This window comes from Spirosoma foliorum, assembly GCF_014117325.1.
In the GTDB taxonomy this organism is placed as follows: domain Bacteria; phylum Bacteroidota; class Bacteroidia; order Cytophagales; family Spirosomataceae; genus Spirosoma; species Spirosoma foliorum.
Genome location: NZ_CP059732.1, coordinates 2,690,707 through 2,705,589 on the forward strand (window position 1 = coordinate 2,690,707; position 14,883 = coordinate 2,705,589).

At 38.0% G+C, this 14,883-nt stretch carries 18 protein-coding genes and 2 pseudogenes; 9 read left to right on the forward strand and 11 right to left on the reverse strand.

Annotation, left to right across the window (positions count from 1 at the left end; all coding sequences use genetic code 11):
- Positions 1-596 precede the first annotated feature (596 nt).
- Entirely contained in the window at positions 597-764 is a 168-nt protein-coding gene (locus tag H3H32_RS38210; protein WP_182462800.1) for an integrase core domain-containing protein, read from the reverse strand.
- 220 nt (positions 765-984) lie between these two features.
- Between H3H32_RS38210 and H3H32_RS11295 the strand changes: the two genes are divergently transcribed.
- Both H3H32_RS11295 and H3H32_RS38215 read left to right on the forward strand, forming a co-directional pair.
- Positions 985-1,221, forward strand: a complete 237-nt coding sequence (locus H3H32_RS11295; protein ID WP_182462802.1) for a hypothetical protein — start codon at positions 985-987, stop codon at positions 1,219-1,221.
- A gap of 63 nt (positions 1,222-1,284) precedes the next feature.
- Complete coding sequence (locus tag H3H32_RS38215; protein WP_374191834.1) at positions 1,285-1,488, forward strand: hypothetical protein; 204 nt, start codon at positions 1,285-1,287, stop codon at positions 1,486-1,488.
- A 225-nt stretch (positions 1,489-1,713) separates the two neighbouring features.
- On the opposite strand, the gene H3H32_RS38220 is transcribed toward H3H32_RS38215, so the two are convergent.
- Both H3H32_RS38220 and H3H32_RS38225 read right to left on the reverse strand, forming a co-directional pair.
- Complete coding sequence (locus H3H32_RS38220; RefSeq protein ID WP_374191822.1) at positions 1,714-1,947, reverse strand: DUF7010 family protein; 234 nt, start codon at positions 1,945-1,947, stop codon at positions 1,714-1,716.
- A 19-nt stretch (positions 1,948-1,966) separates the two neighbouring features.
- Positions 1,967-2,296 (reverse strand): annotated as a pseudogene (locus tag H3H32_RS38225) (DUF7010 family protein); the annotation flags it as partial.
- A 948-nt stretch (positions 2,297-3,244) separates the two neighbouring features.
- Here H3H32_RS38225 and H3H32_RS11310 point away from each other — a divergent pair.
- The 5 genes from H3H32_RS11310 to H3H32_RS11330 all read left to right on the forward strand — a co-directional run bounded on the left by H3H32_RS11310 (position 3,245) and on the right by H3H32_RS11330 (position 7,305).
- Positions 3,245-4,861 (forward strand): tyrosinase family protein, encoded by a 1,617-nt coding sequence (locus H3H32_RS11310; protein ID WP_182462804.1) that lies wholly within the window; start codon positions 3,245-3,247, stop codon positions 4,859-4,861.
- Between the two features lie 15 nt (positions 4,862-4,876).
- Entirely contained in the window at positions 4,877-5,644 is a 768-nt protein-coding gene (locus H3H32_RS11315) for a copper chaperone (RefSeq protein ID WP_182462806.1), read from the forward strand.
- Between the two features lie 118 nt (positions 5,645-5,762).
- The gene (locus H3H32_RS11320) at positions 5,763-6,170 is read left to right on the forward strand and encodes a hypothetical protein (RefSeq protein WP_182462807.1); all 408 of its coding nucleotides are present in this window, start codon (positions 5,763-5,765) and stop codon (positions 6,168-6,170) included.
- A 32-nt stretch (positions 6,171-6,202) separates the two neighbouring features.
- A complete protein-coding gene (locus tag H3H32_RS11325) occupies positions 6,203-6,841 on the forward strand; it encodes a DJ-1/PfpI family protein (protein ID WP_182462808.1) in 639 nt (212 codons plus the stop codon).
- A gap of 170 nt (positions 6,842-7,011) precedes the next feature.
- The gene (locus tag H3H32_RS11330; RefSeq protein WP_182462810.1) at positions 7,012-7,305 is read left to right on the forward strand and encodes a hypothetical protein; all 294 of its coding nucleotides are present in this window, start codon (positions 7,012-7,014) and stop codon (positions 7,303-7,305) included.
- Positions 7,306-7,472: 167 nt separating this feature from the next.
- Here H3H32_RS11330 and H3H32_RS38425 read toward each other — a convergent pair.
- Positions 7,473-8,331 (reverse strand): annotated as a pseudogene (locus tag H3H32_RS38425) (IS982 family transposase).
- Between the two features lie 407 nt (positions 8,332-8,738).
- On the opposite strand from H3H32_RS38425, the gene H3H32_RS37460 reads away from it, so the two are divergent.
- Together H3H32_RS37460 and H3H32_RS37465 are read left to right on the forward strand one after the other, a co-directional pair.
- Positions 8,739-9,071 carry a biotin/lipoyl attachment domain-containing protein gene (locus H3H32_RS37460; protein ID WP_240543746.1) on the forward strand — a complete coding sequence of 111 codons (333 nt, stop codon included), beginning with the start codon at positions 8,739-8,741 and terminating at the stop codon, positions 9,069-9,071.
- Positions 9,072-9,366: 295 nt separating this feature from the next.
- Complete coding sequence (locus tag H3H32_RS37465; RefSeq protein ID WP_240543747.1) at positions 9,367-9,711, forward strand: beta-barrel domain-containing protein; 345 nt, start codon at positions 9,367-9,369, stop codon at positions 9,709-9,711.
- A gap of 235 nt (positions 9,712-9,946) precedes the next feature.
- Here the strand turns inward: H3H32_RS37465 and H3H32_RS11345 are convergent, their stop codons facing one another.
- The 7 genes from H3H32_RS11345 to H3H32_RS11375 all read right to left on the reverse strand — a co-directional run bounded on the left by H3H32_RS11345 (position 9,947) and on the right by H3H32_RS11375 (position 14,728).
- Entirely contained in the window at positions 9,947-10,240 is a 294-nt protein-coding gene (locus H3H32_RS11345; protein WP_182462811.1) for a transposase, read from the reverse strand.
- Between the two features lie 605 nt (positions 10,241-10,845).
- Positions 10,846-12,030 (reverse strand): hypothetical protein, encoded by a 1,185-nt coding sequence (locus tag H3H32_RS11350; RefSeq protein ID WP_182462813.1) that lies wholly within the window; start codon positions 12,028-12,030, stop codon positions 10,846-10,848.
- Between the two features lie 2 nt (positions 12,031-12,032).
- On the reverse strand, positions 12,033-12,395 hold the full coding sequence (locus tag H3H32_RS11355; protein ID WP_182462815.1) for a hypothetical protein: 363 nt from the start codon (positions 12,393-12,395) through the stop codon (positions 12,033-12,035).
- Between the two features lie 158 nt (positions 12,396-12,553).
- Positions 12,554-13,681: an ATP-binding protein gene (locus tag H3H32_RS11360; RefSeq protein ID WP_182462816.1), complete on the reverse strand. Its 1,128-nt coding sequence runs from the start codon at positions 13,679-13,681 to the stop codon at positions 12,554-12,556.
- Positions 13,682-13,708: 27 nt separating this feature from the next.
- Entirely contained in the window at positions 13,709-13,990 is a 282-nt protein-coding gene (locus H3H32_RS11365; RefSeq protein ID WP_182462818.1) for a hypothetical protein, read from the reverse strand.
- 8 nt (positions 13,991-13,998) lie between these two features.
- On the reverse strand, positions 13,999-14,307 hold the full coding sequence (locus H3H32_RS11370; protein WP_182462819.1) for a hypothetical protein: 309 nt from the start codon (positions 14,305-14,307) through the stop codon (positions 13,999-14,001).
- Positions 14,308-14,311: 4 nt separating this feature from the next.
- The gene (locus H3H32_RS11375; protein WP_182462820.1) at positions 14,312-14,728 is read right to left on the reverse strand and encodes a hypothetical protein; all 417 of its coding nucleotides are present in this window, start codon (positions 14,726-14,728) and stop codon (positions 14,312-14,314) included.
- Between the last annotated feature and the right edge of the window lie 155 nt (positions 14,729-14,883).

Consider the following 14,883-nt stretch of genomic DNA (forward strand, 5'->3'; position numbering starts at 1 on the left):
GAGGATGAAAAATTCTTTTACTCAGATGGAAGCTTTGTAGATATGGTTTTTTGAATCTGATTTTTTAGTTACAGATCATAAAGAAATATATTTTGTGCTGGCAATTAAAGGAATTGAGTTCACTATAAATATAGGTGGCCCTGAATTAGACGGTTATCTGGATTGGCTCAAAGAAAACACAAATAAATCCCCGCTTTATCGAGATAAAAAATATTGCTTCAAGTGCGCCTTTGCCTAAGAATGTGTTTGGGAATTATCTTTTGCCAATCAAATGATCCGTTGCAACATAATCTGAATGTTGGCTAAGTACAGCCAGCAAACCGAAGACGATATCGTGTATTCATAATCTTTGACAATCCTTCGGAAGTGATTCGCCCAAGCAATAGTCCGTTCCAATACCCACCGTTTGGCTACGGGCACAAAGCCCAGAGGTGATTCAGGACGAGACGCTTTTTCAAAATCAAGGCTCCATCTAGCCAACTCTTGAGCGAAGACACCATTATAAGGTTTGTCTTAGCCCCCTTATTAGTTAGACAGATTTTCTGAAAAGGTTTTGTCGTAAACCACCTCGGATTCCTCCCACTTTTGCCGGGTTGTTACAAATCCAATGGAACGGTGAAGCAGATGTAATTGTAATGGGAAAAATAACGCCGTAACGTCTTTTTAGCTTCGTAATAGCTGGAAAATTCATTCCGTTTAATGACATCGTATTCCAGAATGCTATGGAAGGCTTCAATGTAAGAGTTCTCCTCCGGTGTGGCCACGTGGGTGAACTCCTGCTTAAGCTCTGAGCTTTTCTAAAAGTTACGCACCGAATGAGCAATGAATTGACTGCCGTTATCATTACGCAGAATGACCCCTTTCAGTTGATGACTTTGGTTTACTCGTCGTAGCAGGTTGATCAGGTCAATTTGACGAATGCTGCCTTGGGACAGCCGGTCCAAGATTTTGCTGCTATAAACATCAAGGACCTGAACATATAGTATGTTCCGCCGTTCACCTTGTACCCATACGTATATCTTATGGCTCATACGACGCCGACGGAAATTTACTGTAGACGAAATTCTCTCAGAGCCATTCATCCAGGAATTACATCGGCGTATGTTTGGCAGTGTGTGGCGATGGGCCGGTTCGTTTCGCAACACCAATAAAAATATCGGTGTCGATAAATATCAGATTGGCATAGAACTACGCATGCTACTCGATGATTGTCGTTATTGAGTTGAGCATAAGACGTTCAGTCCAGATGAAATTGCGATCCGCTTTAAACATCGTTTAGTCGCCATCCATTGTTTTTCAAATGGTAATGGTCGTCACTCTCGCTTAGCAGCCGATGTCGTGATTGAACGTCTGTTTGGTGGTGAGATTTTTACCCGGAGTAGTCAGAACTTGATTTATAAAGGGGAACCCCGTGCTGCTTATTTGACGGCTGTTCGAGCGGCTGACAAAGGTGATTATGATCTACTCCTAGCATTTGCTCATTCCTGATTGAAGGACAGTTTAGACGTCTTTTTTTGAGTCGTCATGGTGTTTCTACTCAAGATTGTCCTCTGCTTAAGGTCTACTTTATGGTTTCAGGACTGGCTTAATCAATCAGTATAATGTACACTCAAGACCTGGCCTATCTGGTTGATAATAGCTAACTGGATTTTCAATCAGTAAGCTCCTTGTAGCTGGGTCGGTTCGCATTGTATCAACCAGGTGTCGATCACACTATGAGTACAACCGCACCGACTCTGTTTTTTTCTTCGAGGAGAAGTCATAAAAAAGCACAACGCTGAACATCACTTCGATGAATCCAACCATAAGTGTAGTGACCAATGGTTGCATGTTTGTAATAAATAAACCATAAGCCGATAGGCCCAACAGACCTCCTAATACCCAGTATAGTTTGTTGCCATACAGGGTGCGAAACGTTAAGTAGCGGCCACCGATGATTAGGGCCATGCCTTGAAAAAAAACACTCGGGCCGTTGGAGTGAGAGTCCGTAGGCGATTGGGATGGTCATCAGCATAAAAAAGATTCCCTCCATAGCCAGGCCAGTTAAGGGGTTGCTTTGGTGGGTTGGCACTCTGGTACCGCTTAGTCGGTCGATCAGCGTACTAATGGGGTAAATGAGCGCACCGCCGACCAGGAGTGCCCAGATGGCCTGTTTAGTTGAAAATCTGTTGAGGACAACCGCTGTTGTGAGCCAGACAATTCCTGAGACAAGTACCCCCGTAGCGCCATTACGGAACTGGTCTCTCATGTGGGTTTGGGCTGCTGTTATTGACTCTAATGGGTTGTTGTGCTGCATGGGTAAACGTACATTCAAGCTAAAATGACCCTAAATTAATTCAATGGTTTCCAATCCTACAACCAAAACAGGCTTGGAGGTAAATCGGGATGGTGAACGGTGGTTTATCAGATTGACCAGGTCAGCTTCATTCAAGGTAATACAGAATGATAACAGCCGTTTTTACACATCAAGGACAGCCTTATTTGACGCTTTGTCTAATAGGCCTAATGCGGTATAATTAGATCTTGAAGCGGTATAGGTAGAAAAAGGCGTGGATTTCTATTTCAAATTAATTTTCACTAGTGAATTCACTGATTTATACAGTTTGTTCGCTTTCTGCTCTAGCCAAAACTGCCTAGCAATATTGTCTCACATACTGATTGAACTGGATTAGCTGGTCAGAATGCTGCAGCAACGAATGAGCGGGTCCACTGGACTGTGGTAAACGATAAGGTAACCAATGAAATATGAAAATTCTCGGGAAACGCTCCCCACTATGAGACGATAAAATCTTCATTCATCTGCTTCAAGAATAGGGCTTTTAAAGGAACAGTGAACTATAAAATTATCGGAGAAAATTGTAAGATGAAATCATATCTATCACAATTTGAAAAAAGGGTATTTTCCCCCTTGAAATTGAGAGGACGAGTTTAGAATTTTACTGGCTGAATGAGCATCCACAGTTATTATCAATGCTTGAGTGGATTAGTGAAAGCTACGCAAGTGCGTCCAGTATATCAAGCTACAAAATGAATACGAAGTGCTCCGCTAATACAGTGCTGAAAACTATGTAAATGTTCTTTCGGAAAAAGGAGGTTTGTTTCTTTATAGCTTAATAAGTAAATGATATTTTATCAAGGTTAAACTCGATAATTACTTGCACGTAAATGAGGTACAATAAATTCTCATATTTTTTCAATATTTACTTATACCCATTACCCTCTTCCCAAACCTCTAAAATCACATATGGCTACATTCACGAGAAAAAATGCTTGGAATAATAACGGTACATTCGATAATCCCGATCTATTGTGGTATGCAAAAGCCGTTCAAGTAATGCAATCCCGACCAATAAGCGACCCGACTAGTTGGTGGTTCTACGCTGCGATTCATGGTGAATATTTATTGCCTGCATCTATGATACCTTCGTCATTTCCCGACTACCAATATTTAAACTGGATAAATATATCATACATTGCAACTACTGCCAAAATAGACAAGATCCCAGCCCAAAAATTGACAGATCTTTTTTGGGACCAGTGCCAGCATGCCACCTGGTATTTTTTACCTTGGCATAGGGGGTATTTAGTTTCTATTGAAAATATTCTTCGCGATATAATAATAAATCAACTAAAAGGCCCTGAGGACTGGGCACTGCCTTATTGGAACTATCTAAACCAATCTACTCAAAATACAGAACAAAATATCCCTCCGGCATTCACAGATGTTAGTTTACCCGATGGTAAACCAAACCCCTTACATGTAGTAGAAAGGTATGGGTCAATAATAGAAATTGGTAATGCAGAAAATTCTGCAAATGATATATGCCAATTTGATACAATTTACAGTGACGGGTCTTCACCTGCCCCACTAGGACCAGGTGATTCAACAGGCTACTTTTATAGTGGGGGTGAAACTGGATTCATGCATGAAGGCGGTTCGGAAACTGGAGATATCGAGATGAACCCTCACAATTTTGTTCATGGAATGGTAGGTGGTCGAAACAAGAAAAAGCAAACAGGCTTGATGGGAGTTCCTAATACAGCAGCTCTCGACCCCGTTTTTTATCTGCATCATGCGAATGTTGACCGAATGTGGGCAGCGTGGAATGAAACTGGGAAAAACGAGAATTCTTCTAAGCCTAGTTGGTTGGTAGGACCTTCTGCTCATGGTAATTCACGTTTTGCTATGCCTTTAGATTTAAAAGGAAACCCATGGTTTTATACTCCGGCGGACACTCAAAGTACAAATAATTTGAAGTATAATGGTACAACATATTCTTATACTTATGATGATCTCTCGTTAACTTCTTTTGAAAAAGCCCCACCAAGTGAGCCTATGAGGATAAGTGAAAGATTTGCAAAATTAGGTATAAGAGATTTGCATAATGTAATTAAAATGACTAATGATCGAAAAACTGAATTAGTTGGAGCAAGCAGTGGAACCCTAAAAATAAAAAATTCAGAAACGCAAGCCACTGTTAAACTTAATACGACAGCATGGGAGTCTGTTTCAAGGAGTTTTTTTATAGCGCCTATTCCGAGCATTCCTGATGAAGTTTTTCTTCAATTAGAAGGTGTAAATGGGGGTAGCGACTCAAACTTTCTTTCTGTTTATGTAAATGAAAAGTTTGTAAAGTCAGTATCACTTTTTGGTCTCTTATCTGCATCAATGAAGAATAATTTTCATGGTGGTGCTGGCCTTACTTTCAAATTCAATATCACAAACATTATTGATGATTTGCATCTAGCTGGTAATATTGATATTGACTCACTAAATGTTCAGGTAAAGGCTAAAGACGCTTTACATAAAGGCGATGAAATTACAATTGATCGAATAGGGGTTTACCGTGTGAGTCAATAATCTAAAAATTGATCTATGAAGCTTTCATGGAAGAATCGTATTACAATTAACCTTGTAATAATAAGCATAAGTCTTTTTGTTTGGGTTTTACTTCTGATCAATCCAGGTCATATAATGACAATAGAGCATTGTCATGTTTCAACCTCTGGTCCATCGACTGCATCACTTCAAATGTTACTAGAAATGAATCCATTTTCATCGCAACTAATTGGATGGGGAATTATGGTAGTTGCAATGATGTTACCTAAATTAATTGTACCGATTCAATATATTTGTATACAAAATTTTAAGGAGAATCGCTTGTTAACTTCTTTACTATTTGTGTTTGGTTATGTATCAGCCTGGATGCTTGTAGGTGTTTTTATGGTCGGTGCAATTATAAGCTTGAATCTGCTTCTGCCAATGTCCTATATACCAGCATTAGGCGTTTTTTTTATTGCAGTGATATGGCAATTTTCACCAATAAAACAGCGATGCCTTAATCAAGGGCACGATCATAGGAGGTTAGCCGTATTTGGATGGCCCGCATACCGTGATGCATTTTTATTTGGTTTAATGCATGGAACATGGTGCGTGGGCTCTGGTTGGGCCTTAATGCTTTGGCCTATGTTGTTGCCAAACGGCCACAATCTCGCTATGATCATGGTTACTTTCATTATGCTCAGCGAGCATTTGGAGCATCCACAAATTCCACGATGGCGCATTGATTTTCGTACCAAGTTGCTCCGAATACTTGTTGCTCAAACTCAAATAAAATTGAAACAGGTTCAGGGCACGATCTAATTTCAAAAGTAGATTTTGAAAAATTTGTGCTGACATTGATTTTACCCTTTTCGTCAGTTTATGCATTCAATATCATCCTACATTAAGCAAGATACCGAAACAAATACCTAAAAAACTTATGAACAAAAAAAACATAAGCGGCATCTACTTATACCGGAGCCTGATAAATAACAAGGTGCTACAGACCGAGTTTAATGAGCTAGAATTTGGCAGAGGTATCATGACCATTTCAGATGCAGATGGGACAATCAAGGGTACTTTCAACATGGGAGAAGGGTATGAAATGACCCTAAAAGGGACCATTTTCTCGGAAGATAAAAATTCGTTCTTGAGAATGACCGGCAACGGCATACCGGGTACTGCTACCGACAAGTGGGTTTATGATTACGTTGGTCTAATTGATCCTATCTGGCCCAACGCTGTGGCACAAACTCCTACTATCACGGGTAGCGTGATACGAAGTGTAGATCATGGATCATCAAAAGCGGGCGTAACTGCAACCTTCTATATGGTCTTGACAACATAACCTTTTTAAAAAGCTCATCCACATAATTCACCATGACGAAAATAAATGTGGCTGTTTTGGTCTATCCAGGTTTTGAACTGATTGATATGAATGGCCCGATCGATGTGTTTGTAAAAGCGAATCGCTACAATCAGCACAAGAACGTGTACCAGGTATTCACGGTTGCTGAGTCGCTTGATGAAATCAGAAGCGAACATTCGACAGTGCGCATAACGCCAGACTATGCACTCAGTAATAGCCCTCAGCCCGATATTATCGTCATTCCAGGAAAGATCATGTCTACCGATAGTCCAGAGGGATTTGGTAGCGTCTCTAACGAGTTAATCACTTGGATAAAAAAGCAGGCTCAACATACCGGAATAACCATCATGTCTGTTTGTGTAGGTATCTACATTCTCGCAAAAACTGGTTTGCTAGCCAATAGGAGAGCAACAACACATTGGCTCTCAATAAGCGATGTCCAAGAGCAGTATCCTGATATCATGCTTGTAAAAAATGTACGTTTTGTGCCCGATGGGAATATCATAACGACAGGTGGTGTCACCTCAGGTATTGACGGCGCACTTTACCTGCTTGAAACTATGGAGGACCCTGATTTTTCACAAAAGATTGCTGATATAATGGTTTATAACCGGGAAGCACCTTTGCCCCCTAATACGCTCCTGACTTGACCCTTTTATGGGTCGGTGTCTATACAAAGGCAATAAAGCAAACCTACAGCCATCACTGGTTAGAGGCTTTTAGATTCTATTTTAACGGTAGAAAAAAGGTTTTTTTTCGCAATAGAATAAATATATATGCACTTTTAACTCCAAGTTTTAAATCCTAAACTATTTGTATTATGAGCTGTTACAAATCGGCCTCTGCCGTTGAAGAAAACGGAATAGCTGGACCTCTACTAGTTGTCAAAGTAGAAGCGTTTTCTGGGATTGTTGCTCCAACTTTAAAAAAAGGAACACCCCCATTTCATCCTGCTAACGTTTTCCCCGTTACAATTGAACATTCAGTACCAGCTGGTGCAACCATTACCCATTTGGAAGCAACGCAGAATCTGACAAAAGTGGGCGAATTCGAGTACGTGGTTATTCATTGTGGGGACGATAAAGGCACGCGTATTCCCGTTACGAAGTCATAATATTTGTTTTTTGTAGCTGATAACCTACAGAATATTATTGTTTCAACATAAAGACGCTCTGGCAGCAGCCAGGGCGTTTTTTGACTCATATCTACCAAGTAATATCAGGTAACGATTAGTCTTGCTACTTTTTTTTGGACAAAAAGCTAAGTAACGTGAATTCGGGATTAGATTTGAACAGGCTTAACAAATACGCAGGGTTTGGTATCATAAAAATGGTAAGCTACTAAACCGGCCATTGTATGCACCAACGCATTCAGGGGAGACCGGTGACGCGTGTGGTCTACATCCTGTACACTCATTAGAATATCATACACCGACTCAATTAAGGCCGCTTTTTTAAACGTAACTTATCATCCAATTCCAGAAGTTGGTTCTTCATATTGCTGCGTACTTTGGTCACCAGTCGTAAGCCCTGCTGATAAAACTCCTCGAAGAGCTTGCTCAAGTAGCCTTTTTCGGCATAACAGCGGCCCTGGAAGCGACCCAATAATTGGCGTAACACCGCATCATTATTGTCCGAAACGTTGGCAGGTGTAATGAGAAAGTTCATGATCTGGCCTAACTCATTGATAATAAGATGAAGTTTGAGACCATAAAACTAGCCCGTCGAGGATTTACCCCGCCCAGTGATAGCAGCAAAGACTTTATTACTAGTAATACGTTTATTGTCGCAGTCGGGCAGTTTCTTCGAATCGGCAAAGTAGCAACCCGTGCGCTTACTGCTCAAACAAAGATACTTGGTTAGCATATGCAGGGTGGCTGCTTGCCGGGGCAATAACTCAATAAGTCGGCCATAACTGACCAGTTTAGGAAAGTAAGTAGCCATCTGGTTGAGACCAGTCGCTGATAATAGTATTGGAAGTTTTTGTAGCCCGAATGATGATAATAGACGAGCAAGGTGATAATCTCACTGGCTGTCAGATCGGTTTGCCGAGTGGGTTGTCCTGACTCGGTTAGGGTACGACTAGCCAGCCATTGCTCGAACGGGGTAACAAAATCATCCACAGTGATAAAGATTTCAATGAGTTTTTCTTCGCAGATTTGCGTTTACATAGGGGTTACATAGTAGATAAGTTGGCTTCGACACCACAAATCTATCTGATTAGCCCCTATTGCACTTTTTAGCTATTCCTAATCCAGAACTCATGTTAATCTATAAAGTTAGTCTTGTATTTGATGACCTACGATTAAATAAAATACGGGTATTATTCTTAGTTGAAATGAATCCTAGCACTAATTATTTCAATGAACTTCATTCCGAAGAAGTACAAGAGTTAATGGCTCGACCACCAAAATGGTTGTTGCACTGAGGAATTACAGTTATTTTTTTAATTGTAACACTGCTAATTACCGGAACATGGGTAATTCATTATCCTGAATTAGTATCTGCATCTTTTAAATTCATCCCTGTTAAAACACCTAAGGTGGTTTTGACCCATACGGATGGTAAACTAATAAGATTATTTGTAGAGGAAGGACAATCTGTACAGAATGGTCAGACGCTTGGATATATCGAAAGTACAGCCCGGCATAGTAATGTTCTGCTTTTATCGCATATGCTTACAAAAGCATTGACAATAGCTAGTAAAGGAAACCTGGAAACACTGAGTCATTTAAATTTAGCGAACTTCAGCCAACTGGGTGAGTTACAAAATGCTTACCAAGAATTTGATCAGTCACATATACAGCTTAAGGCCTATTCAACTAACGGTTTTTATTGCCAGAAAAAAAATATTCTTCTTCAGGAAATCAAAGATTTGTAAGCATTAGCTGAAAACTTACAGATACAACATGAAATTCAGGCAAAGGATATAGTGCTTGCTCAAGAAGATTATGATATCCAACTCAAATTAGTAAATGATAAGGTTATTGCTCCATTAGAATTAAAGCGTGAAGAAAGTAAAAACAATGCTCGAAGACTGCCATATCAACAAACCAGTGCCGCCTTAATTACTAATTTGACATCTTAACGAGCCAAACAAAAAGAAATTTTAGAATTGGATAAAGATGTTGTCGAAGCACGCGTCAAGTTTATCCAAGCTATTAATACACTCCAAAGTGCAAATAGCTCCACCTAATTTCGATTACTTCGGTGAATTAAGAGTGCCACAACGTAATGCAGGTATAGTGCAAATTGGGCAAGAGGTATTGATTAAATTCGCTGGATATCCATACCAGGAATATGGAGTAGTAAGAGGACGTATAACAACCTTTGCGGATATGTCCTTAAATAACAGTGTTTTTCTGGCAAAAGTTACTTTGCTTGATGGGTTAAAAACTACTTATGGAAGAAGAATTTCATACAAAACAGGATTGATTGCCTTAGCCAAGATTATTACTGACGATAGCCGATTGCTCATGAAGTTATTTTACCAATTAAGAAAGGGTGCAAATGGTAGATGAAAATAGATCAAAATAAACTATGTTCGAAATCTGTTGCCTATTCGGTGCAGTCTTAGGTATTGGGGAGACACATGACGGTCGTTAGAGCAGGGTTAACCACAGATACCTAAGGAAAAGATAGCGCCCCTAATATGATTAATGGCTATTCTCCAACAAATTGGTCTCCTGAGCCCCTAGAGTGCTCCCGTTTAGCCTGTCATGTTTAATTGTATATTTCGGAGAGGTCGGTTCAGCGTCAATCTAAGGGAGTCGTCCAATTTCGGGTTAACACCTGCAGGCGTAATAGATTAAATTTTGCTTTGCCATACATGATTCGCTTGATAGTCTTTAGCCGGTTTACTTGCCCCTCAGTTTGGTCATTACTCCACTCCGATCGAAACGCTTCTTTAACAGCGGCAAAGTCCTGACGCATCCCTCGCACAAACCCACTCAAGACAGGTATCCTTTCGGCATCGGCACACCAGCTAGCTAACTCGTCCGCTTGCCGATCCTGTATGAGTTGCTTGAAACATAAACTCAGCTGATGCACCTGACTAATCAATTCATTTCAAGGTACGATATCCTATAGCGATATAACTAGGATCACAGAAAATACTAGATTTCACTTGAGATCTGCACATCAAATTCTGACGGCATTATACCCTGAGAGATTAGAGTTTTTAACAGAACTCGATGAGTTGTTGGTAAGATTAGAATTTGGTTTGCCTAAATCTGCATTAGTTCTACTACAGGTCCCAATTAAGCTAACACGTGGGCAATATCTAAATCTTCATCAAAGTGATTGTTTGGCTGTAAAGGAAGTTTTGAACTTTCTTCAAGAGGATTTGGAGAGGTTAGTCTTTGTTCAACTCCTCAGCCAGTTGAGCTAGCTGTTGGTTGGTTAAGCGGCTATTGGGAACAGGCGGTTTATACAAAGCTAAAGCTGCACTAGCATCTTGCCTATATTTTCAGTGTTTGGCTAACCTAGCCTTAAACTAGGCCCAAGAATCTGAGCGATTTTGGTTTGTTTCCAGTCAGCCTAATTTAGTTCTGGGCATCGCCAATGTAATAATTCACAGGAAGAAGGCTTGTAAGCTGCTATGGCTAGCCAAGAACTATTCATTACAAACCTACTCACGAGTCAATAGTAATTCGCTATATGTGTAAATTTAGCCTTCTATTAACTAACTCACTTATAGTCATTTGCAAAAAAAGTAATATCCCTAATACTATCAATAAAGCTATAAAAATATAAGTCATAATTGCTAGTATATTATTCGTATAAGAAGTAACAAAAAAAGCTGGTAAAGCGAAAGCAAGAGCATTTAAAAAAAGTAAGAAAAAACTTGGTTTAGTATAGCTTTTTGAAAATATATCTAAAATTTTGTCATCATCTTCCTGCATTCTATACTGTAAAAGTTTATTGATCGTATTTAACCGTATATCATTTTGGGATGAATTGATATCTTTATCTCGAAATATTTTTAATATATATGAATTCTCATCAATGAATTTCACATCTTCGTCATCAAGGTAAAGGAACGCGAAAGCGTCAGCTTGAATCTCATCGTTCAATTTCTGGTTTTTGTTATCCTTATTTTGTTCGACTATTCCAATACCTATCAGGAATAAGATAACGAATAACGGATATAGTGTACTGAATTTTAAATCGAAGATAAAATAGATTGATAGTAAAAAAACTATATGTACTTTTAAGCCATTTTTTGCAAAAAAATTAAAACTAGTTGCGCTTAAAGCGGCATGGCCTAACTCGTGAAATAAGTTGAATTTTTGAAAAGAGCTTGTTTCACCGGGAGGTGAATTTAAAAATATATATGATCCAAATAGCGCCATATGATAGCAAATAGCATTCTCTGCGATTTTACCTGTTCCATTCAATGATACCGAATATAAGTGTACTATATCATTAAGTTGAACATTTCTAACCCCTAATAAGTTAAACCATTTTTGAAAAAAAAATTTATTAATATCTAAATACTGCTCATAAGGTAGGTAATTGCTTAAAAGGTATTTCTTTAATTTAAAATTTGGAAGATCCTGCTCGTACTTAAAAATAAACCCTGATAAAACTTTGAGTCGTAAGTATATTATCCGAATTAATCCAAAAATTTCATTTATAAATTGATTCAGAAGGAATGCTAAGAATATTATTAGCGGTGAAGCCCAATTTAGTTCTCTTAATGATAAAATTGTAAAAAAAAACATTAATGGGCGCTCTCGTAACACACCATTTAACAACGCTCGTATAAAATCTATTTTATTTCGACTCCATATATAAGAAATAATACTCCTTCTACTTTCGTCACTAGTAACGTCCATTGTTATATATTTTCAGGTTGCCTATTTATGTCTACTATGTATCTTATTATTTTCTCTTTTTTGATTTCAGATAATTCAATATTAATTTGAGGATTATTAATAATGTTTATTGATATATTATTTACGGTTGCAGAATTTTCGTCTTTTTCTTTTAAAAAATTATATATGTTAATTATTGCATCAGTAAATGCGGCGGCATTTATTAGTATACTAACTATTTGAGATATATCTAAATTGGATCCTCCTGTAGCCCTAATTGACTCTACAGGTCCAGAGATAATATTATTTACATTTGCTTCTCCAACTACACTACATTCACCAGGGAAGATTGTTTTTAAGGTATCGTATTTCAAATTTGTAGACATATTAACAATATTTAGGAGATTTTCTGTATTAGATTTTTATCTTAATTAGTTAAAATAAGCCATTTGATTTGGTATTTGTCAGTTATATTTTAGCCTAAAAATAAAGATCCTATAATTGACTTCTTAATTTAGAAGCGTTCGGAATATTTTGGCAGGACTCAACCAATACTTGATGGATTAGGTAATTCATTTACTTGAGCTTGACCTGAGTCAATATGCGATTTTAATTTGTTTATTAATTCACCTTCCTCGGTAGCCTCTAGCGTTTCTACAAAACCAGTGGTTCTGGATTGTTTGATGCGTGCAATGCCATTAAGCAAATCTTTAAGCGTTATTGGGTCGACATTATTCAGCGCGCATTTTACGGCTGTGTTTACAATGGCATTTTTAATGTCTCTCCCACAAATGTTGTCTACTTCAGCCAATGTTTGTATGAGTACATCTTCCGAAAGAGGAAGCTCTTTGGGTAAATGGGCGGTCCATAGTTGAGCACGTGCTTCTGTATCAGGTAAAGGGAAATGGATATTATATACTCTGGTATCAAAAGCTTTATCATAGTTTTCTATCAAATTTGTGGCAAAAATTACAGTTCCTTTAAACTGACCTATTGATATAAGCAATTGACTGCGCATCGAGTTAATGGCCTGCTCAGAACCTTGGGTAACGTTTGTTAAGCGCTTTGATAATAAAGAGTCCGCTTCATCAATAAATAAGACCGCATTATTGCGTTCAGCGGCCAAAAATAAAGCTTCTACATTTTTAGGGCCTTCCCCATGATACTTGCTTTCAATCTGGGCGTAACTAGCCACTATAATATTTTTGCCTAGGTAGCTAGCAATTGCATGGGCGGCCAATGTTTTTCCAGTACCAGGCTCTCCATAAAAGTTTAACGCCGTTTTAGGGAAGGGCTCGATTGATTTAAGGTTCCATTCATTAAAGACTTTGGCTTCTACTTTTATTAAATCGATGCAAGTAAGAAGGTCTTCCTTAACACTTCTGGGTAAAATTAAGAAGTCAAAATTATATAACGGTGATTGTGCTTTATATTGAGTTGACCGCTTTTCTACCGATATATTATCATTTTCTACTGATTCGCCTTTATGGGGATCACTAGAAGCAGTAGCCTGCATTAATGATGGAGTACCGATACTAATTTTTATTTCTTTAATATTAGCAGATTTACACAGGTCTTCTACTGTTGTGATTAGCCTAGAACGGTATATAGCCGCAGTAGTCGTTTTAACAGTATCAGGAATGCCTTCAATTAATATATTTAATGGCTTCATGAGTCATTAAACGGAGTTTAGTATGGATTAGTAAGTAATTTTAATTTTATCGTTCCATCCAAATTTGGATTGCAGATCTTTATCAAGCTCTTTTGTTTCCCAGGCTTTAGTTGCTAAAGTAGCACCTTTCTTGGTAAAGACCCCTGCCACTACTTTGTAATTACCATTGTCAAGTTTTTCTTTGATAATCTCTGCATATTTTGCCTCGCTAACTTGATTACCATTTAGCCAAGTATAAATATCATTCCAAACCAAGAGAGTAATTACTGCGCCAGCAAATAGTAGCGCTATCAGGGTTTCTATTAGCATAAAAATATTTATTCGTATATAACAATTTCATTGTCCTTATGGAGGCTTTTTAATTCTTTGTCTATTTTGTTCGACTGTACTTTTCTAGCATCCTTAAGCGTATTGGTCCTCTTGTTGAAAATCCCCTGAACCGTTTTGTAGTCGCCTGTTTCAAGCTTTTCTTGTAGTGTAAAAGCAATATTATCTTCATCTTCTAGCTTTAAATCGTTTCGATCTGTAAACCAGTCAACGATTTCGAGGAACGTTAAAATTAAGACAATAACAACACTTACTGCTGTTGTTGCGGCCAATAGTAAAGCAAATAATTCAAGTATCATGATTTTATTCGAAGATAATTATATCATTTTGGCCAAAAAGATTCTTTAGCTCTAAATCAATATCATGCACGATTAATTTTCTGCCATATAAGGTATTATTTACTTTATGGACAAGCTGATTATTGTTATTTAAAAATACTTGAATAGCAATCCAACCTTGTTCATGAGGTTGTCTTAAAAGTGCACCTTTTACAACGAGATCTTCTGGTTGATTTTCCACAAAAAACTCAATGACAGATTCATAACTAAGCTTATCTAATACATCTGGCCCAAGAAAAGGGATTTTATCTGTTAATTCGATAAATAAATCAACAACGTCATTGAACGCATTTTTTGACTTTCCAGTAATTAAGTCAGATATTCTTTTTAACATTTTTTTACTTATTTTTGAATTTAACACAAATCTTTTCAGCAAGATCATGTATATCGGCTTGCTTTGAAATTGAAGAAGACTTGAATTTATCGAAACTTCGATCTAATAAGATCGATAAATAAATGCTTATAAAGCTATTTAAGGACAGGAGCCATTGAAAGTTTATTAGACTAACTTGATGTTTAAATCGACCAAGGCGGGTT

Excerpts from the sequence above, each read along its gene's own strand:
- H3H32_RS11365 (WP_182462818.1), bottom strand. The coding sequence starts at position 13,990 with ATGCTAATAGAAACCCTGATAGCGCTACTATTTGCTGGCGCAGTAATT.
- H3H32_RS11350 (WP_182462813.1), bottom strand. The coding sequence starts at position 12,030 with ATGGACGTTACTAGTGACGAAAGTAGAAGGAGTATTATTTCTTATATA.
- H3H32_RS11355 (WP_182462815.1), bottom strand. The coding sequence starts at position 12,395 with ATGTCTACAAATTTGAAATACGATACCTTAAAAACAATCTTCCCTGGT.
- H3H32_RS11320 (WP_182462807.1), top strand. The coding sequence starts at position 5,763 with ATGAACAAAAAAAACATAAGCGGCATCTACTTATACCGGAGCCTGATA.
- H3H32_RS11375 (WP_182462820.1), bottom strand. The coding sequence starts at position 14,728 with ATGATCTTGCTGAAAAGATTTGTGTTAAATTCAAAAATAAGTAAAAAA.
- H3H32_RS11325 (WP_182462808.1), top strand. The coding sequence starts at position 6,203 with ATGACGAAAATAAATGTGGCTGTTTTGGTCTATCCAGGTTTTGAACTG.
- H3H32_RS11310 (WP_182462804.1), top strand. The coding sequence starts at position 3,245 with ATGGCTACATTCACGAGAAAAAATGCTTGGAATAATAACGGTACATTC.
- H3H32_RS38220 (WP_374191822.1), bottom strand. The coding sequence starts at position 1,947 with ATGGCCCTAATCATCGGTGGCCGCTACTTAACGTTTCGCACCCTGTAT.
- H3H32_RS11330 (WP_182462810.1), top strand. The coding sequence starts at position 7,012 with ATGAGCTGTTACAAATCGGCCTCTGCCGTTGAAGAAAACGGAATAGCT.
- H3H32_RS11315 (WP_182462806.1), top strand. The coding sequence starts at position 4,877 with ATGAAGCTTTCATGGAAGAATCGTATTACAATTAACCTTGTAATAATA.
- H3H32_RS11360 (WP_182462816.1), bottom strand. The coding sequence starts at position 13,681 with ATGAAGCCATTAAATATATTAATTGAAGGCATTCCTGATACTGTTAAA.
- H3H32_RS11295 (WP_182462802.1), top strand. The coding sequence starts at position 985 with ATGTTCCGCCGTTCACCTTGTACCCATACGTATATCTTATGGCTCATA.
- H3H32_RS11370 (WP_182462819.1), bottom strand. The coding sequence starts at position 14,307 with ATGATACTTGAATTATTTGCTTTACTATTGGCCGCAACAACAGCAGTA.